We start from the raw sequence: 19,139 nt of genomic DNA on the forward strand, positions 1-19,139 counted from the left end.
CCTCGATCCGGGTTGTCTCCCCTCAGCGCAGCGAAAGAGCACCGGCGCCGGTATCATCGCCCACCGCATCGCGATAGGCCCTGGCTTCTTCTGCTTCCGTGGCATCGCTGAAGCGTACCAGCATGACACAGGAGGCAAGTGCCAGTACCGTTACACCGAGATAGAAAAGACCCTGCTGATAGCTTAACGCTTCGCTGCGGAACAGGAAGGCGGCCGCCACGGCGCCCACATTGCCGCCGGCGCCCACGATACCCGCGACGGCGCCCAGGCAGCGCTTGTTGATGAACGGCACGACGCCGTATGTGGCCCCTTCCGCCATCTGCACGAACAGGCTGAAGACCAGCATGATGCCGATGGCAAGGCTCAGTACATGCATCTGGGAAAATGCCACCAGGGCGACACCTTCGCAGACCAGAGCAATGAACAGCCAGCGGACCCGGCCTTTCAAACCGGCCTGCTTGGCGAACAGGTCGGAAAATACCCCGCCCAGGGTACGGGCGAAGATATTCATCAGGCCGAAGAGGCCGGCAATCATCCCGGCGGTGGCCAGGGTCAGCTCGAAATTATCGAAGAAGTAGATTGCGGCGATATTGTTGATCGTCAGTTCCACACCGAAACACAAGCCGTAAACCACGAACAGCGCCCATACGCGGATATCCTTGGCCGCCGCAAGAAAACTGCGGGCGGCGCCGTGTTCGCCACTGGCCGGGGGCAGCTCGCCGCGAGCGCGCAGCTCGGCGAAATTGCCGTTGGGAGCGTCCTGGGTGAAGCGCCAATAACCGATGCCGGTAATGAACAGCACGATACCCGGAACGACCATGGCCAGGCGCCATCCCAAGGTTTCGCTGACACCCAGCATCAGCATTCCCGAGAAGATCAGCGGCATCAGAATCTGGGTGGTACCGCCGCCCAGGTTGCCCCATCCGGCACTGGTGGCATTGGCGGTTCCCACGACGTTGGGTGCGAACATCATGGTGGTGTGGTACTGGGTGATGACGAATGAGGCCCCGATGGCGCCAATGGCCAGCCGTGCCAGCAGAAAGCTTTCGAAACTGCTGGCGAAGCCGATGCACATGACCGGAATCGAACCCAATATCAGCAGGCCGGTATAGGTCTTGCGCGGCCCGATACGATCACATAGTACCCCGATCAACAGGCGCACGATTACCGTAATGGCGACGGAGGCAATGATGGTGTTGCCGATCTGGGTCTGTGTCAGTGAGAGATCCTCACGGACCACCGCCATCAAGGGCGCGATGCCGAACCAGCCGAAAAAGCAGATATGAAAGGCGAACCAGGAGAAATGGAATGCGCGCATCTGCGGTGTCGAGAAACTCAACAAGCGGATTCTGTTGGCTTTATTGCGAATGTCCATGGGTGTTGCCTCACGTGGTGAAGTTGACGAGAACAAGTCCTTCTTCATTGAAGGTCAGGTTCGACGCACTCGTACCCATGAGGGCCTGGTCCACGCCTACCGGCATTGCCCAAAGCCAAGCAGGAAATCTGCCAGCTACTGGTTTTTATAAACGGGGCAATGGTTTGGGGAATGGAAGGCGACGCCGGTAGTGCCGCGACCCTGTTGCAATGCCGCATTCTTGGGCATTGTCAGCAAGGGATGCGGCATCTTGGTGCTTCGACAGCGGGGAGAGCGAACCTCAATGTAGTTCAATGTAGATAGACGGCATCGATATCCAGAGTGGAGCGCTGGCCGATGGCGTCGAAGTTCTCTTCCAGCCAGCGCTCGGTGGCGGCGCGGCCATGGTCGAACAGATGGCACAGAAACGGCCACTCCGAATTGAGCTTGCTCGAGACCGACAGGTTCTCCAGTGCCTGTTCGCCGCTGATGCGATGAAACAGGCTCTGCTGATAGCAATTCTCGATACCTTGTGCCTCCAGGGAATTCTTGAGCATGGCGATCATGCGGATCTCCTTGATCAGTGAGGCATTGAAGGTGATCTCGTTGAGGCGGTTAAGGATGGCGCTGGCGCTGGTGGGCACTTCCTCTCGGCTGACAGGGTTGATCTGTACCAGCAGAATATCCCGGGTGCTGCACTCCTCCATGAGCGGAAAAAGCGCCGGGTTTCCCATGTAGCCTCCGTCCCAGTATGCCTCGCCGTCGATCTCCACCGCTTGGAAGAAAAGCGGGAGGCAGGCGGAAGCCATCAACACATCGACAGTCATCTCTTCGCGGCGAAAGACCCGCTGTTTACCGCTTCGCACATTGGTGGCGGCGACGAACAACTTGAGTTGCTCACAGCGCTGGACACGCTCGAAATCGACGTGTTCGGCCACGATTTTGCGTAGCGGGTTCACGTTGAGCGGGTTGAATTGATAGGGCGATACCAGGCGGCTCATCAGGTCCATCGCCAGATAGCCCGGAGAATGGTCCAGGCTCCAGTTACCCTTCAGCATATCGACGGGCGTGCGGCGAACCGGGCTCGCCATGCCCGCGCGGCTGACGGCCCGCCAGAAGTCGTACAACGCCCGGCGAGCCGTTTCCTGGTCGCCCCGGGTCAACGCATCGGCTACCACCACACCGTTCATGGCGCCGGCACTGGTGCCGCTGATACCTTCGATCTCGATACGTTCATCTTCGAGCAGGCGGTCGATGACACCCCACGTATAGGCACCGTGGGCGCCCCCGCCCTGCAGGGCAAGATCCAGTTTCTTGATATCGGTCATGCGTCCCTTCCTGTTACGACTAAAAGTGTAAGCCTTCGCGTTGCTGCGAAGCATGGCATATGTAATTGTCCGTGATGAAAAGCCGAGAATTATGCCGAATCGTGCCGCCTGGTAGCCTGCTGTGTAGTGGATAAGCCACAGACATCACCTGCTACCTCAGGCCTCTAATAATAATTGGCGTCTAATAATAAATGGCACAGCGAGTTTCCTCCCTTGTCGCCAGCTAAACCTCCCGTGCCCAACCATGATAAATAGGTGGTAATACAAGAATGGCAGATAAAAAAGCATCCCGCTTCAGTCTGAGCCTCCAGGCCAAGATCGTGTTCCTTGTGCTGGTCCCCATGTTGATACTTGCGCTAGTCCTTACAGCGCTGGAAGTCCAAGGCTCTCTGACCCGAATCGACGAGACGCTGGAAGAGCAGCGCGAGTTGCTCGTGGAAGAGCGAGAAACCACGGTACGCTACCTGGTCGAGTCAGCATTTAATGCGGTCTCGCATCTGGTGAATCATCCCACCCTCAGTGAAGCGGAAGCCCAGGCGCGTGCCCAGGAAATCCTGCAGAATTTCCGCTTCGGCAACCAGAACTACGTGTTTGCATTGGATTTTGATGGTATTGCCATGGCGATGGCAGCGGCTCCCAACCGCGTCGGCACCAGCATGTCGGGGATGACCGACAGCGAAGGCAATGCCTTTGTCGATGACCTGATCGACCGGGCGCGTAGCGGTGACGAAAGCTTCTATGATTATTCATGGATCAATCCTGCTACTGGCGAGGCTGAACGCAAGCACTCCATGGCCATCCCCATCCCCGAGTGGGAGTGGATGCTAGGAACCGGCATCTACCTGAGTGATATCGACGAAGGCCTGGCCGCCGTCGAAGCCTTGGCCTGGCGCGAGTTCCGCAACGACCTGATCGCCAAACTGGCGGTAACGCTGCTGCTGCTGGTGGGGGTGGGCATCGCCGCGACCTGGCTGGTGCATCGTGCGTTGCGTCCGGTGCGTCGTGCCGCCACGACGATGAAGGATGTGGCCACAGGCGAAGCCGACCTGACCCAGCGCCTGGCCGTGGAATCCAATGATGAAATGGGCGAACTGGCCCGCCAGTTCAATGCCTTCATCGAGCGCATGCAAGTTACTCTGCAGGACGTGCATCGCACCTCGCGCACCGTACTGCTCGCTTCGCAGGATATCGACCAGGGCACCAACGAGCTGGCGACGCGTACCGAGCAGTCCGCGGCCAACCTGCAGCAGACGTCTTCCTCCATGGAGGAAATTACTTCCACCGTGCATCACACGACCCAGGCCGCCGAGCAGGCTAGCCAGCTGTCCCACGGCGCCGTCGACGTAGCGACCAAGGGCAGCGGGGCGATGCAGCAGGTAGAGCGCACCATGGGCGAGATCAATGATTCGGCGAGCAGGATTGGCGAGATCATTACCATGATCGACTCGATCGCCTTCCAGACCAATATCCTGGCGCTCAACGCCTCGGTGGAAGCGGCGCGTGCCGGCGAGCACGGGCGCGGATTCGCCGTAGTGGCGGAGGAAGTACGCAAGCTGGCCAGCCGTTCCAGCGAAGCGTCCAATGAGATTCGCGGCTTGATCGATGCGTCGGTCAAGCACACTCGCGAGGGTGCCGAGATCGTGCGCGAGGCCGGGGCGACCATGCAGGAGATCGTCGAGAGCGTGACCCGGGTGACAGATGTGATCGCCGAAATCAGTGCGGGCGCACGGGAACAGAGTGCTGGTATCAGCGAGGTCAATACCGCCGTGGCCGAGATGGACTCCATGACCCAGCAGAACTCCTCCATGGTGCAGCAGAGCTCGGCGGCCGCCCAAAGCCTGCGGGAAGGCGTCGAACACTTGAGCCATCTGTTGGATTCGTTCGTGCTGGGCGAGACAAGCCTGCAACCGGCCTTGCCGCAAGCTTCATCTCACAGCCGGGCGATACCTGCGGCGGCACAGCACCCTGCCGAACCCAGGCAGGCAAGCACCAAGCGTCATGCCGTTGCCGAAGAGTGGGAAGAGTTCTAGCGCTTTTACCTGCTCTAACGGAACAAAAAAGCGGCGCTGAATCATAGCGCCGCTTTTTTGTTTGTACTGTTATCGTGTGCCTATATTGTCGCCTGGCCTTGTCCTGCCCAGAGCAGCTTAAGCGACATGCACTGCCGACGGCAGGGCGGCTTGCGGCGTTTGGCTCGATGAATCCTTCAGCTGGAACTCGCGGACCGCCGCCATCAATTGTTGAGCGGCCTGCGCCAACTGCTGGGTATTGGTATGGGCGTGGTTCAATGAGCGCCGAGATAGATCGAGGGATTCATGCATTTCGATGATGCTTCCTTCGAGTTGCTCGATACCGTTGTTTTGTTGTTCGGTGGCAAGATCGACTCCTGACAGGCGCGAAGCCACCTGTTCGAATATCTCGATCACCTGTCGCGTGGCGTCATCGGCAGCTTGAGTCTGTGCTACGCCATCGGAGACACCCTGTCTCGTCTGGTCGATCTGCTGGCGGATGCGTGAGGCGGTGTCATAAGTTTGTCCCGCAAGGTTGCGTACTTCCCCAGCTACCACGGCGAAGCCACGACCATTCTCGCCGGCACGTGCTGCTTCCACCGATGCGTTGAGTGCCAACAGGTTGGTCTGGAAGGTGATCTGGTCGATTTCGCCCAGAAGTCCATGAATCTGTTCCGCTTGGGTTTCCAGGTGTTCCATGACTCTACGCATGGCATTGACCTGCTCGCCGCCCTGAGCGGCAGCGCTCTTGGCCTGGGCGGCCAGCTCGCGCACCCGGCGGGTTTCCTCTGCACTATCGCGAGTCGAAGAGGCGAGTTGTGTGGCACTGGAGGAGATACGTTCTATCTGGGTAGCGTTAAGCTCGGCCTGTTCGGCTACCTGCCGTTGCGAGTGGAGGAGGTCGGTACTCAAAGTATCCACCTCCGCCGCGGTCTGCTGGGCCTTGTACAAAGTTGCGCCAACTTTTTGTTGCATGGCATCAATGGCTGCTACCGCTGGTAACAGCTGCTCCTGTCGGCTGAAGCTCACATTCAATTGCCCATTCCCGGCTTGGCGGGCGAACTGGCTGACGATCCGGCCTTCATCCATCATGCGTTTCAGCACATGGGCGATATAACTCAATACCATTACCTGAATTACCACCGCACCCGCATGCATGGCAAGGCAGCCGAGTAGTTGGGACAGCCCATGCCCTTCTTCATGGCCACCCAGGCTGGTATAGAGAGTCACGATACCTTGATGCTGCAGCCAGGTAAAAAGCAGGTGGTGAAGCGCGATGAGCACACCGGCGAAGCCAATGACGCGCCAGTCGCTATATAGGATCAAGGCGGAAAGCATAATGAAAATGCTGAAATGTGCTTCGATGATGCCGCCGCTCTGCTCGATCAACAAGACAGATAAGAGCATGAAGGCAGCACCCTTGAGGAAAGGGTTGACGACATGGCCGGGTAGTTTCCATTGAAACAGTGCCACGGGAATCAAGCTGCCGAGCAATACTGCCACGGCGAGCGCCAATGCGTCGGTAAACCAGCCGACAACGAGGCACAGCGCACCATGGATAGCGATGGGAAACCACATCAACAGATCCGCCTGCGCTCGCTGGCGCCTGCGGGATAAGGCTACTTCAGACATGAAAAATCCTTCAGCGAATGCTGATTAAGAAGTTGGGATGGGAGAGGGCTTTGGAGAAGGTTTTATGGTATTTTGTATAACTTATGTATAGATTGTTTGTAGGGCTGGGGAATGCACCGAGTATTTTACTAGCCCAAGCCCGGGGATGCCGGGCAGGGACTTGCTAAGTTTTTAACGCTGAACCAACTGTGTATTGGCGGGACAGTCAAGAAAGGCCGAGCTTTCCAGCCATTCCTGATCCGGATAGTAGGCAAAGACATACTGACTATCCTTGAGGCTGTCGATCAGAGGGTAAGCGACCTCTTCGCGAACGGCGGGACAGCCGAGGCTGCGACCCAGGCGTCCGGTTTGGCGGATGAAATCATCGCTGACGTAATTGGCACCATGAATGACGATGGCACGATCGTAAGCCAGGTCGTTGACCTTGGCTTCGAGCCCTTCCAGCCGCAGGGAATAGCCGTTGCGCCCGTAATAGCTATTCATCGTGCGAAACAGTCCCAGGCTGGACTGGTGACTGTCCGGTGTATTGGAAAAGCTGATGGCTTGTGCGTCGCCTGAGCCGCGCCCATGGGAAACCAGTTCTTTAAACAGTAGCTGCTGACGTTGCAGATCAAAGACCCACAGACGTGGCTCGCTCGAGGGAAGGGAGTAGTCGATCACCGCCAGGCGTTCGGCATCCGGAGCGGCGCAGGAAATGGCGCTGGCGGCCAGGCGGAGCACCTCCGGGTTGGCGCGAGGCGCCAGGCGGGTCAATCGATCATTCAAGGGTGGCAGAGAGGACCAGGAGGCTGGAGTGGATAGGGCCGCTTGGCTGGTTAACTCATCCAAGGAATAGTGAGAAAATGCTTGTGTAGTGTCAACATGACTAATGAACGTGGAAGCGTGGCTGGATAAAGCGAAAAGTGAAAGGGGCAGGAACCAACGCGAGAATGTGGTTTTTGCTCGGTAAGCCATACTAGATATTCCATCGCAGGATAAGTAGAGGAGTCATGCAACCGACTATGCTGAAGTTAAGGTCGCCTAGAGCCTCAAGGAATACATGGCTCGAACGTGACGCGACTTCGTGCATCCAGCGGTTCATAAAAATGCCATGGTAACGCAAGGAGGGGGCGATGAAAGGGATTATCTCGAAAAGCCGATGGACGCTAGGGCTAACGCTGTGCGTTCTTTTGACGCAGGACCTTGCAGCGGCACCGGCGACAACAGTGGAGCAGACAACTCAAGGCGATAGTTTCCAGCAGACGGTGTCGCGCAAGCTATCCGCTCTGGAAGAAACCCGGCTACCGGTGACGCAATTCTACCGCTTGCGAGATGGCCGTCCGGCCTGGCAGGAGGAAACCGCCGTGATTGCCTTGGCGGATGCGCTTGAGCGGCTGGAAGAAGACGGTTTGGAGCCGTCGGATTATCGGGCATCGCAACTATTGCAGGATTATCGCCATGCTCAGGAGCGAAGTAGCGAGACCCAGGCGGAATTCGACATCACCACAACCCGCCATTTTCTGTTGGCGCTCGAGCATCTGGGGCGGGGGAAGGTCGATCCCAGCAAGCTGGAGCCGCAATGGGGCAGCAAGACCCCCGAACGCAATTATGCTCTGGCGGCCGTGATACAACGGGTAGACTCGGGTGAGATCGAGGCTGCGCTGGAGCTGGCCCGTCCGGATCATGCCTATTATCGGCAATTGCGTGACGGCCTGAATCGGTATCGCCAGCTGGCGAGTCAGGGGAGTTTGCCGCTTTTGCCTCAGCGCGACGAGGCGTTGCGTCCTGGCGATACCCACGACGATGTGACTCTGTTGCGGCGGCGCCTGGAATCGGTCGGTGCATTCGAAATGATGGCAGCGGATGGCAGCGCCTATCCACAGGTCCAGTTGCAGTTTACCGGCGAGCCTCGCAACTACGACAGCGAGCTGGAGCGGGCGGTTAAGGAATTTCAGCGACGTCATCTATTGCAGGCCGACGGTGTGGTGGGAGAAAAGACGCGAGCTGCCCTGAATACCTCGCTCTCCTCACGTGTCGAGCAGTTGCGGGTAAATCTGGAGCGGGCTCGCTGGATACGTCCCGATCGGGATAACGCTCCTCATGTCTGGGTGGATATCGCCGGTTATCGCTTACGTTACGTTCGCCCCGGCGGCGAGGAGTGGAATGGCCGGGTCGTGGTGGGAAAGCCCCGCCGAGAGACGCCTGTGATCCATTCGGCGATTACCCATCTTACTCTCAACCCCACCTGGACGATTCCGCCGACAATCCTGCGCGAGGATGTGCTGCCCCAGGTGCGTCGGGATATCGGTTACCTTGCAAGGGAGAACCTGCAGGTGCTCAGTTCCTCGGGTGAAGTGCTCGACCCCGAGTCGATCAATTGGGAGTCGCCGGGAGGCATCATGTTACGCCAGCGGGCGGGTGCGCATAATCCTCTGGGCGAGTTGGTGGTTCGGTTCCCCAATGACCAGATCATTTACTTGCACGATACGCCGGCTCAAGGGTTGTTTCGTCGCGACCAGCGGGCCTTGAGTTCGGGCTGTGTGCGAGTCGAGGGAGTCAAGGAGTTCGCCCAGCTGCTGCTCGAGGACAGCGGCAGTACGCGGCGGCTGGAGGCCATGCTGGGAAGGGGAACCAATCGTCAGGTCGACTTGCCTCGCGAGATACCGGTAGCCCTGTACTACATGACCGCCTGGCCCGATGACCTGGGCGAAATGGAGTTCCGACCCGATATCTACCGGCGCGATGACGCAGTCCTGTCGGCGCTGCGTCGGCCGGTATCGTTGGGCTGACGTACTTGCTCCATGTCTTTCAAGTTGAATGTCTCACAAGTGAATATCACGCAAGTTGGGAGTTTACGAGATGTCGGATGGCCCAGCCGTCGGCCACCGTGTTTCTGATAAGCGGATCACCGGGGCAGTTGGCAGCCATCCTGATGGGATGCCCCGGTTTCGTGCATGCAAGGGTTGTGTATAAAAAAATGCCGCTCTTGTAAGCGGCATTTTCGGAAGCAGGAAAACTGTGTGGCGTATGTCCTAGCCTTCGTCGTCCGGCTCGGCCTGTTGCGTGGCGGCCACACTGATTGGCCCAGTCTCGCCACTTTCGAGAACCGCCAGAATCGGTTCCGCCTGGGTGCGGAACGCGACCAGTGAATCTCCCCGTAGGCTGCTGTTCTCGGGCAGTTCTACCTTCATGGCATTGACCGGCGTATTGTTGACGATGACTTCGTAATGCAGGTGCGGGCCGGTGCTGCGTCCGGTATTGCCGGAAAGGGCGATACGCTCTCCCATCGCGACACGGTCGCCGCGCTTGACCAGCGGCTTGGAGAGGTGCAAGTAGCGAGTGCGGTAGCCATTGTCATGGCGGATGACGATATAGCGTCCAGCGGCGTGATGGTTGCCGACGCGTTCCACTCGTCCATTGGCCGGTGCCGTTATCGCGGTGCCGATCGGCATGGCGAAATCGGTGCCGTTATGGGGGCTTACGCGGCCAGTGACGGGGTGCTTGCGGGTGGGGTTGAAGTGCGAGCTCAAGCGATAGCTGCCCTCGAAGGGATGACGCGCAAAGGACGGGTCGAGGCTATGGCCTTCCGGCGTGTAGAAATTGTTGTCGGTGGAATTACGAACCACTGTCAACTGCATACGACTGCCTATGTATTCCACGGCCAGCACGCGCGAATCGAGTGTTTCTCCCTCGATCATGTCGGATTCGACCAGCACCTGGAAGCGATCTCCGCGTCGGCTATCGCGACGAAAATCGAGTTTCTTCTCCAGTAGGCGCGTAAGCTCCGTCACCGCGCCACTGCTCAGCCCGGTGGCTTGCGCCGAGCGAGCGAAGCTGCCGCTGACGCTACCGGCATAGAGTCGTTGGACTGGTTCGCCTTGACGCTCGATACCGGTGACGGCGTATTGGTTCTCTTCACGCTCGACCAATATGCCTTCACGGGTATTCTTCATCATGCGCAGGGATAGCAGGCGACCCTGTTCGTCCAGCTGATAATCGAAACTGTGCCCGACTCGCCAACGGGTCAGCATATTGGCATCGGGCAGCTTGTCCAGCAGGGCCATGACTTCACTGTAGCCGAGTCCTAGCTGGTTCTGGGCCAGAAGGGCAAAGGTTTCACCGCTTTCGATGATGTGGGTTTTCCACTCGGGAACGAAAGCTTCTTCGGCTGCCAGTTCGAGCCCGAGAAAGGAAATATCGTCGAATACATCCAGTTCGGTCGCGTAATCCTCGTAGGAGGTCGCATCGACAACCACGGACTGGGTATCGAGCATGCCGCTGCCAAGCGTTCCCACCACCACAGCCATATGCAGCGCGCCGTCATTCAGTTCAGCGGGAGGGGGCTGGTCGGCGTCTTGTGCCTGGGCGCTGGCAATGAGATCCAGGTCGATAATGTTATCCAGATCGACGACTTTATCCAGCTCTACGATTTCATCCAGCTCTACGATTTCATCCAGCTCTACGATTTCCGTGGCGGCCAGGTCGGCGAGAGGAATATGTTCACGAGTGGCATCAATAGCCCGCGATGCGCGATCGATCGCATCGGCAACGGGCGTCTTGTCTTGACTTAATGAGGGTACGCCGGGGTGGGAGTCATGGGGGAGCGGGACGAGAACGCTCTCCATCGGGGCGCTGGGGGAATTCAGGTCGTGATAGGTGGTGATTAATTTTTGTGTGCCCAGCACTGTGACCATGGTGGCCACCGGTAACAATAATAATTTATGCGTGCGGGGCAGCGAATGGAGGATTCGCAACATGAGTAATAAGGCCGCCGAGTCAGTTAAAAGAGTGACAATAAGCTTGAAAACTCATGAACCTTACCCCATGCGGACGAGAGTGCATAGACTGTATGTCCATACAATAACGTCTCCCTTCGCTGAGACGAAGAGCAGGTTAACGGCACTTTACTATTTCTGAACACCGTTTGCTAACTAATCATAGCGTAGAATAATGATAGTTTTTAGCCCAGCGGTCACTTCATCGCTGCTGCTGGGTTACGCTTATGACGTCATTTCAACTGGATACCACTAGGGTCTCAATGCTTCCCCTTTATAGACTTTCAGTCCCTGGTCTTGCCGCTCGCCCCGGCCGGGCTGCCTGCGTAGTCGATATGTCATGAAACATAACAAATCGTAACGTGTGCAAATTTGTCGCAGCTAGGCGCCATAGTCAAGGTTGAAATTAGTAATCCACTTGCGTGATCAACCACTTCCCTCACTGATCAAGACAAAAGCAGCGATGACGACTATTTAGTGGCATTCTAGTGGGGTTTTTTCGAAGATTAAGCGCATAAATTCGCTGTTTTGCATCGAGGAAATCGAAATGTCTCGGGTAACCCTGGCCCAGTGGCAGATGTTGGCTGCTGTGGTCGACCACGGAGGGTTTGCGCGCGCTGCCGAAGCCGTGCATAAAAGTCCCTCCACCTTGAACCATGCGGTTCACAAGCTGGAAGAGCAACTTGGTGTCCAGGTTCTGGAACCCATCGGGCGGCAGGTGCGCCTGACCGAGCCGGGTGAAATGCTGTTACGCCGCGCGCGGCAATTGATCGAAAGTGCCGCATCCCTTGAAGATGTGGCGACCCGCCTGGCGGCCGGGCTCGAAGCCGAGGTAGTCGTGGCCATCGACCAGATATTCCCCGCTGCCGCCCAGGCTCAGGCGCTCGAGCGTTTTTCTTCTACCTACCCCCAGGTCCGCGTGCAACTCTATGAAAGTGTTCTCAACGGCGGTGTGGAGATGCTCCACGACGGCCGGGCGGATCTGGTGGTATCGGGTATCGAGGCGCAAGGATTTCTAGGCGAACCCTTGGTCATGGTCCGCTTCGTGGCCGTCGCTCACCCGCACCACCCCTTGCACCGCTTGGGCCGAGCGCTGGATCTGCGCGATCTTACGCAGCATCGCCAGCTCGTGGTTCGCGACACGGCATTGCACAAACCGATGAATGCGGGATGGCTAAAAGCCGAGCAGCGCTGGACGGTCAGCCATCTGGATACATCCATGGATATGCTCAAGCGGGGGTTGGGCTTTGCCTGGATGCCCGAAACCCGGATCGCCGCCGCTCTGGAAGAAGGAGAGCTGAAACCCTTGGCTCTGGCAGCGGGTGGTGTGCGTGAAGTGCCGATGCAGCTTATCTTTCGCGACCGAGACCGGGCCGGAGCTGCCACCCATGCCATGGCCGAGGCATTGAAGCAGGCGGTACGCGAATGTGCCGGGCAAGATTCGATTTGATCGAATGAGAGTGCGCAAAACATCCGCTTGAGGCGTTACCCAGCGGGCGTATGCTGAAAGGACACGTATAAAGCAAGGCAGACCGCTGCCGACCAACATTCTTTTCAGGAGGCGCCTCATCATGGGACTGCTAATCGAAGGCAAGTGGCACGATCAGTGGTACGACACCGAAAAACATGGCGGTGAGTTCGTTCGCGAATCCGCTCAATTGCGCGATTGGGTGGGTAATGAGCAGAGCGTCAGCGATGCTCCTGCCGGAGCGGAGCCAGCAGCGGTGCTCCCGGCCGAAGCCGGGCGGTATCATCTTTATGTCTCACTAGCCTGTCCCTGGGCACATCGCACATTGATCATGCGTAAACTCAAGGGACTCGAGCCGCTGATCGGAGTATCGCATGTCAGTCCGTTGATGCTGGGCGATGGCTGGACCTACCACGAAGACGAAGGTTCCAGCGGCGACCCTCTCTACGGCGTGGAATTTCATCATCAGCTTTATACCATGACGGACCCAGACTATACCGGTCGCGTTACCGTGCCGGTGTTGTGGGATAAGCAGGAAAAGCGAATCGTCAACAATGAATCGGCCGACCTGCTGCGTATCTTCAATCATGCCTTTGATACGCTTAACGGCAACACTCTGGATTTCTATCCTTCTGATCTGCGCGAAGAGATCGACACGGTGAATGCCGATGTCTATGAGCACATCAATAACGGCGTCTATAAATCGGGGTTTGCCACTCATCAGGATGTTTATGAAAAGCACGTGCAAGCGCTATTCGATGCCCTTGAGCGAGTCGAAGAGCGCCTGGGTCGTCAGCGCTATCTGGCGGGCGAATGGCTGACCGAGGCGGATATTCGCCTGTTTACCACCCTGATTCGCTTCGATGCGGTATATCACGGCCACTTCAAGTGCAATCTCAAACGCATCGAAGATTATCCCAACATGTCTAATTATCTGCGCGAACTTTATCAATGGCCAGGGGTGGCGGAAACCGTCGATCTCGATCACATCAAGCGCCACTATTATTACAGTCACGATACCATCAACCCGACGCGCATCGTGCCGGCAGGACCGCTGCTGGGATTGGAGCGCCCTCATGACCGGGAACGCTTGCCGGGTCAGGGGGTTCGGGACGCAAGCCGATAATCGAATTGCGCAAGCAAATGGGCCACCGGTTACGGTGGCCCATCCTATGCCTTGAAAGGGAAGTCCGGCTGCTTTCAAAAACCAAGCCCTCGAAAATTAAGCCCTCAAAAACCAAGTCTTCAAAAACCGAGTCTTCAAAAACAGTAACCGTTCAAGCAGATCAGTCGTTGCGCAGGGCTTCGCGGGTGTTCTGCCAAGCGCTTTCGGCGCCTTGCTGCGTTGAGTTCCACGCTTCGCTGGCATTCTGCTTGGTTTGTTCCCACCAGTCGCGATCGTAAGTGGGGAAGCCTTCCATCTCTTCGGCGGTGGCATCGATGAGAATACGATGCTCGGTATCTCCGTCATCTTCGGTTTGGGTTTCCAGCCGGAAATATTGGGCCTCGACCACGATCTCGCGGCCACCCAGCCCCAGGATGTCGTCGCTCTCGATCACCAGAGCGCTCACCTTCATGTCGTCATCGAGTAGAATATCGTCCACTTCGCCGATTTCGTCATCGCCGACGGCGGCATCGGCATAATAAACGTCGGCATCCATCAGATCGTCAGCCGAATAGAGTCCTTGCGGCTCATGAGAACCTCGAACGGAATCGGTCGCATGGCTGCTCAGGGTATAGCCACCGGCAAGGGCGGCGATAGCCAGCGTCAACGTTGTCTTACGCATGATATCCATATTAGCGTCTCCATTGTGTCGCTTATTGCTTCAAATTGATCGCTCAAGTGAATGAAATTGGCTAGTCTCTACAAGTTACAAGTACAAATCACAGGTCTCTTGCCCAATCATCCGCTTGCTTATCGGCTTCCTCACGCTGCAATCCATACTTGTGTTGAAGCTTGCCGACCAATTGCTCCCGCTTGCCGCCGATCTGATCCAGATCGTCATCGGTAAGTTCGGCCCAACTGGAGCGTGCCTTGCCTTTGAGTTCTGTCCATTTACCTTCAACTTGATCCCAGTTCATCGCTCTCTCCTTGAATTGGCTGAACTTTAAGGACAGTTTCAGCCTAGCGCATATTTAGGCAGGTGCAACCAGGCCACCAGAGGTATGAGCCGCGACAGCTGAAATGGGTACGAAAAAGCTGGTCATAGCCGGGAAGATGATGCTAGTATGTGCGCTCCTCGCATGTGCTGACCCCTCCATCACGACGATTGAGCGCTTGCTTTTATAACGCAAGGCTCACGAGAACATTCTGCCGTTTGCGGATGTTCGTTGCTGTGAAGATGGCGCGCCTCCAGTATTTTGCCACTCGGGTAAAATCGGCGCAGAAGGTCGCCACAGCGGTTCGGCCGCGATAGCCATTGGGCTTGCCGAACCGTATGCCAGGTGCGACCGGCGTTCCCGACTCAATTAGCTGCCACTTCCCCAAGGGATCATTGGCACTCCATTTGATCGATGAATCAATTCCGAGTCAGGAACGCTAACGATGTTTTTTTGCCGGCGATGCCGGCCTACCAAGGTGTGATTAATGACCTCGACTTCCGTCGCCTCGCCGAGCTTCGGCGATCTGGCTTTGTTGCCTGCCGTTCTGTCCGCTGTTGAAGCACAGGGCTATGAAACCCCGTCACCCATCCAAGCGCAAACCATCCCTGCGCTGCTGGAAGGTCGCGATATGCTGGGCCAGGCCCAGACGGGTACCGGCAAGACAGCCGCATTTGCATTACCGTTATTGTCACGGCTCGATGTTCAGCGTCGCGAGCCGCAAGTTCTAGTGCTGGCTCCGACACGTGAGCTGGCGCAACAGGTTGCCGTCTCTTTCAGCAAGTATGGTCAGAACATGCAGGGCCTGGAAGTGGCCACGTTGTGTGGCGGTCAGGAATACCGCGAACAGCTCGGCGCCTTGAAGCGCGGCGCGCAAGTGGTAGTGGGCACCCCCGGCCGGGTGATCGATCACCTGGATCGCGGTAGCCTCAAGCTGGATGGACTTTCCGCCCTGGTGCTGGACGAAGCTGACGAGATGCTGCGCATGGGCTTCATCGATGACGTCAAGCGGGTTGTCGCCGATACTCCCAAAACCGCTCAGCGTGTCTTCTTCTCCGCTACGCTGCCGGCGGAAATCGAGCGTATCGTCAACCGGTACCTGGTCGATCCGGTGAAAGTGGCGATCGAAGCGAAAATCGGTACCGCCGCCAGCATCGAGCAGCGCGTGGTACGTGTCGATGGTGGCGCCAAGCTGGAAGCGCTGTCGCGTATCCTGGAAGTGGAACCGGTCGATGGCGCCATCGTCTTCGTGCGTACCCGGGCGGCCTGTACCACCCTGGTGGAGCAGTTGACCGCACGTGGCGTGAATGCTGCCGGTCTCTCCGGTGATCTTGACCAGAGCCTGCGTGAGCGCACCATTACTCGTCTAAAGCGCGGCAAGGTGGATGTACTGATCGCCACCGACGTCGCCGCGCGTGGTCTCGACGTACCGCGCATCACCCACGTCATCAATTATGACCTGCCCCAGGACGCCGAAGCCTATACGCACCGCATCGGCCGTACCGGCCGTGCAGGACGTACCGGTGTCGCCATTACGTTTGCCGGCTTCCGCGAAGGCCGCAAGGTGGGCTGGCTGGAGCAAGCCAGCGGCCAGAAGATGAGCGAAATGCCGCTTCCCGACGAAGCTGCCATTCGCGCGCATCGTGACGATATTTTCCATCAGCGGGTCATCGCCGCCGTCACCAAGGGTGCCGATGAGCAGCGTGCGCTGGTCGAGCGTCTGGTGGAAGAGGGTCACGACCCGATCGAACTGGCGTGCGCCTTCTCCGCCATGGCGCGTGCCGACGAAGCCCCCATCGGTCGCCTGCAGGCGCCCCGCAAGGAGCGTACCGAACGCGGTTCACCGCGCGATGGCAAGGCGCCGCGCCGTGAGCGTGGGCCAAGCGAAGGTATGACTCGCTATCGCGTGTCGGTGGGCCACAAGGACGGCGTCAAACCGGGCCAGCTGGTCGGCGCACTGGCTAACGAAGGCGGTATCGAAGGTGCCCGTATCGGGCGTATCGATATTCGCAACGCCTTCTCCGTGGTCGAGCTGCCGAGCGGCCTGCCGTCCACGATCCTGGCCAAGATGGCTCGCGCCAAGGTGGCGGGCCGTCCGCTGGAAATCAGCGAAGACAGCGCACCGGCTGAGCGCGCTCCGCGCCGCCGCCGCGACGAGGGTGATGCCCCGATTCGCCGTCGCGAACGCGCCTAAGGTCACTCAGCCGGTCTTGAACGGCAATTGAGATGATCAGACACCCCCGTGCCGGATACCGGCACGGGGGTGTTTTTTTGCTACCTTGTCAGTGGTCTGTTTATTCAAGGAGGAATGGATGCTCGAGTCACTGCATGAATGGAATCTGGCGCCTGGACCGGCGCGCGCACTGCAGTCGCAGTTGGCGCAGCGCCTGGAGCTCGAGGATCGAATCGACCCGGTGAAGCATATCGCCGGGGTGGATATCGGATTCGAAGACTGCGGCGAAACCACCCGGGCGGCGGTAGTGGTGCTCAGATGGGATAGCGCCACCGCACCCGACCTGACAGTGGTAGAGCAGGTGGTTCACCGCGAGCCGACACGCATGCCATACATTCCCGGGCTGCTGTCGTTTCGCGAGATTCCGGCGGCACTAGGAGCGTTTGCCAAGCTCGAAACCAGCCCCGAGTTGGTGATGGTGGATGGCCAGGGGATCGCCCATCCGCGTGGCTTGGGAGTTGCGGCTCACTTGGGGCTATGGCTCGACCTGCCGACCATCGGCGTCGCCAAGTCGCGCCTGTACGGCAAGCATGCTGAAGTGGGCGAGCAGCGTGGCGACTGGACGCCTCTTCTCGCCGGAACGGAAACTATCGGCGCCGTGTTGCGTTCACGCGCCAAGGTGAAACCGCTATTCATATCCCCCGGCAATCGCATTACCTTGGAGACTTCCTTGGCTTGGGTGACGGCATGCCTGGGCAAGACCAAACTGCCCGAGCCGACTCGGCTGGCGGACAGGCTGGCTTCCCGCCGCGACTCGCGTTGAGGCGAACATGACGCACCGCTGGTTACACTAGCTCGACACACCGCTAGTTACACTAGCTCCGCGAAACGCCGCAGTAGACTGGAGGCGTGCGGCGTGTCGGTAACATCGGCCAATAGCTTCTCGGGATCGTCGCCCTGGTCGCTTAGTGCCGTCCGCTGCCGTTCGAGGTAGGCGCGCATGACCGGCGCGGTGAACTCGGGATGAAACTGTACGCTCCATTGACGTGGGCCGTAGCGCAGCGCCTGGTGAGGGTCGTGAGAGTTGCATGCCAGTACCTGTGCCTCGGCGGGCTTTTCCACCACCGCCTGGGCATGGGTCAAGTGAGCGCGAAAACGGGGCGGCAGGCTACCCAGTAGCGGGTCGTTGCGGCCGGCATCGGTCAGGTCGACTTCCAGTGTGCCGGATTCGCGCCCGGCCGGGTGGTAGTCGCTGCGCCCACCGAAGGCGGCCGCCATCAATTGATGGCCATAGCAGACCCCGAGCAAAGGTACATCCTCGGCCAGGGCCTGTTGTAGCCACGGCTTGAGAGCCTCGCTCCAGGGTTCGCTGTCGCTGACCATGCTGTGGGAACCGGTGATGACGATACCGGACAGACCGGCAAGCGACGGAAGCGTCGTTTCGCGCTGGGCGTCGAATACCCACAGTGACGTTTTCTCGTCCAGGGCGGGGGCGAGCTGCTGCTGGAACAGCTCCTCGAAATCACCATGGCGGCTGATGACTTCCGCAAAGGCGTCCCCGGTCTTCACGATCAAAAGTGTTGCCATGTGGCCTCCATACAGGAGAAAACGGGTTGGCACCTTCGGGTATCGATGATGCGCTAGCCAGCGAGATGCTTGCCTGCCGCGACCACCAGCGCCCGAATCAAGCGCTGCTGCGGACGGTTGAAGATCAACCATTCGGGATGCCACTGGACGCCTATGAGAAAGGCGTGGTCGCGGGATTCGATGCCCTGGACCAGTCCGTCGCGGTCACGGGCGACGATATCGATGCCGCGCCCCGCTTCCTGTACCGCCTGGTGGTGCAAGCTATTGATGCGACACCAGCTTACCTTGAGTATACGGTACAACTGGCTATCCCCCGTAATATCTACCGTCTTGCGTGGCAACACCGTGCGGCGTCGTTTCAAGCCATCGTGGGTAGTGTAGATATCGGGGTCCAGAGTCCCGCCCAGGTGGACGTTGAGCAGCTGGGCGCCCCGGCAGATTCCCAGTACCGGCACCTCACGGGGAATGAACTTCTCGAGCAAGGCGAGTTCGAGTTCATCGCGCTGGGGGTCGACGCGGACATCGAGTTGAACTTCGCCCCCGTAGAGGTGGGCCTGAATATCGTCGCCGCCGCCGATGATCAGCCCATCCAGGCTGTTCGGGAGCGCGCGCGAAGGGGAGAGACGCAGTGGGCGGCCACCATGGCGCCAGACGGCGAACCAGTCGAACCACCAGGCGATACGGCTCTTGGCATCGGAGGTAGTAATGCCGATTACAGGTCGTGTCATAGAGCG

At 58.5% G+C, this 19,139-nt stretch carries 15 protein-coding genes; 6 read left to right on the forward strand and 9 right to left on the reverse strand.

The window, feature by feature from the left end; all coding sequences use genetic code 11:
- Window positions 1-22: 22 nt before the first annotated feature.
- Window positions 23-1,375, reverse strand: a complete 1,353-nt coding sequence (locus tag R5M92_RS01155; RefSeq protein WP_346797199.1) for a NarK family nitrate/nitrite MFS transporter — start codon at window positions 1,373-1,375, stop codon at window positions 23-25.
- A gap of 290 nt (window positions 1,376-1,665) precedes the next feature.
- Window positions 1,666-2,682, reverse strand: a complete 1,017-nt coding sequence (locus tag R5M92_RS01160; RefSeq protein WP_346797201.1) for a patatin-like phospholipase family protein — start codon at window positions 2,680-2,682, stop codon at window positions 1,666-1,668.
- A 269-nt stretch (window positions 2,683-2,951) separates the two neighbouring features.
- Here R5M92_RS01160 and R5M92_RS01165 point away from each other — a divergent pair, with 269 nt between their 5' ends.
- Window positions 2,952-4,712, forward strand: a complete 1,761-nt coding sequence (locus tag R5M92_RS01165; protein WP_346797203.1) for a methyl-accepting chemotaxis protein — start codon at window positions 2,952-2,954, stop codon at window positions 4,710-4,712.
- Between the two features lie 117 nt (window positions 4,713-4,829).
- Here R5M92_RS01165 and R5M92_RS01170 read toward each other — a convergent pair whose 3' ends face one another.
- Complete coding sequence (locus R5M92_RS01170; RefSeq protein ID WP_346797205.1) at window positions 4,830-6,323, reverse strand: methyl-accepting chemotaxis protein; 1,494 nt, start codon at window positions 6,321-6,323, stop codon at window positions 4,830-4,832.
- Between the two features lie 171 nt (window positions 6,324-6,494).
- Window positions 6,495-7,277 (reverse strand): murein L,D-transpeptidase catalytic domain family protein, encoded by a 783-nt coding sequence (locus R5M92_RS01175; protein WP_346797207.1) that lies wholly within the window; start codon window positions 7,275-7,277, stop codon window positions 6,495-6,497.
- Between the two features lie 158 nt (window positions 7,278-7,435).
- Between R5M92_RS01175 and R5M92_RS01180 the strand changes: the two genes are divergently transcribed.
- Window positions 7,436-9,091, forward strand: coding sequence for a L,D-transpeptidase family protein (locus tag R5M92_RS01180; RefSeq protein ID WP_346797208.1), 1,656 nt, complete (start codon window positions 7,436-7,438; stop codon window positions 9,089-9,091).
- Between the two features lie 243 nt (window positions 9,092-9,334).
- Here the strand turns inward: R5M92_RS01180 and R5M92_RS01185 are convergent, their stop codons facing one another.
- Window positions 9,335-11,059, reverse strand: a complete 1,725-nt coding sequence (locus R5M92_RS01185) for a peptidoglycan DD-metalloendopeptidase family protein (RefSeq protein ID WP_346797210.1) — start codon at window positions 11,057-11,059, stop codon at window positions 9,335-9,337.
- Between the two features lie 565 nt (window positions 11,060-11,624).
- Here R5M92_RS01185 and R5M92_RS01190 point away from each other — a divergent pair.
- Together R5M92_RS01190 and R5M92_RS01195 are read left to right on the forward strand one after the other, a co-directional pair.
- Window positions 11,625-12,527, forward strand: coding sequence for a LysR family transcriptional regulator (locus R5M92_RS01190; RefSeq protein ID WP_346797212.1), 903 nt, complete (start codon window positions 11,625-11,627; stop codon window positions 12,525-12,527).
- Window positions 12,528-12,648: 121 nt separating this feature from the next.
- Window positions 12,649-13,671 carry a glutathione S-transferase family protein gene (locus R5M92_RS01195; protein WP_346797214.1) on the forward strand — a complete coding sequence of 341 codons (1,023 nt, stop codon included), beginning with the start codon at window positions 12,649-12,651 and terminating at the stop codon, window positions 13,669-13,671.
- Between the two features lie 160 nt (window positions 13,672-13,831).
- Here the strand turns inward: R5M92_RS01195 and R5M92_RS01200 are convergent, their stop codons facing one another.
- Both R5M92_RS01200 and R5M92_RS01205 read right to left on the reverse strand, forming a co-directional pair.
- A complete protein-coding gene (locus R5M92_RS01200) occupies window positions 13,832-14,341 on the reverse strand; it encodes a PRC-barrel domain containing protein (protein ID WP_346797215.1) in 510 nt (169 codons plus the stop codon).
- Window positions 14,342-14,429: 88 nt separating this feature from the next.
- Entirely contained in the window at window positions 14,430-14,627 is a 198-nt protein-coding gene (locus R5M92_RS01205; protein WP_346797217.1) for a CsbD family protein, read from the reverse strand.
- A 505-nt stretch (window positions 14,628-15,132) separates the two neighbouring features.
- On the opposite strand from R5M92_RS01205, the gene R5M92_RS01210 reads away from it, so the two are divergent.
- Together R5M92_RS01210 and nfi are read left to right on the forward strand one after the other, a co-directional pair.
- Window positions 15,133-16,839 carry a DEAD/DEAH box helicase gene (locus R5M92_RS01210; protein ID WP_346797219.1) on the forward strand — a complete coding sequence of 569 codons (1,707 nt, stop codon included), beginning with the start codon at window positions 15,133-15,135 and terminating at the stop codon, window positions 16,837-16,839.
- A gap of 118 nt (window positions 16,840-16,957) precedes the next feature.
- The gene (nfi, locus tag R5M92_RS01215) at window positions 16,958-17,641 is read left to right on the forward strand and encodes a deoxyribonuclease V (RefSeq protein ID WP_346797220.1); all 684 of its coding nucleotides are present in this window, start codon (window positions 16,958-16,960) and stop codon (window positions 17,639-17,641) included.
- Between the two features lie 47 nt (window positions 17,642-17,688).
- On the opposite strand, the gene R5M92_RS01220 is transcribed toward nfi, so the two are convergent.
- Together R5M92_RS01220 and R5M92_RS01225 are read right to left on the reverse strand one after the other, a co-directional pair.
- Window positions 17,689-18,405, reverse strand: a complete 717-nt coding sequence (locus tag R5M92_RS01220) for a glutamine amidotransferase (RefSeq protein WP_346797221.1) — start codon at window positions 18,403-18,405, stop codon at window positions 17,689-17,691.
- A 53-nt stretch (window positions 18,406-18,458) separates the two neighbouring features.
- The gene (locus R5M92_RS01225) at window positions 18,459-19,133 is read right to left on the reverse strand and encodes a gamma-glutamyl-gamma-aminobutyrate hydrolase family protein (protein ID WP_346797222.1); all 675 of its coding nucleotides are present in this window, start codon (window positions 19,131-19,133) and stop codon (window positions 18,459-18,461) included.
- Window positions 19,134-19,139: the final 6 nt, after the last annotated feature.

The organism is Halomonas sp. Bachu 37 (genome assembly GCF_039691755.1).
Taxonomy (GTDB): Bacteria; Pseudomonadota; Gammaproteobacteria; order Pseudomonadales; family Halomonadaceae; genus Vreelandella; species Vreelandella kashgarensis.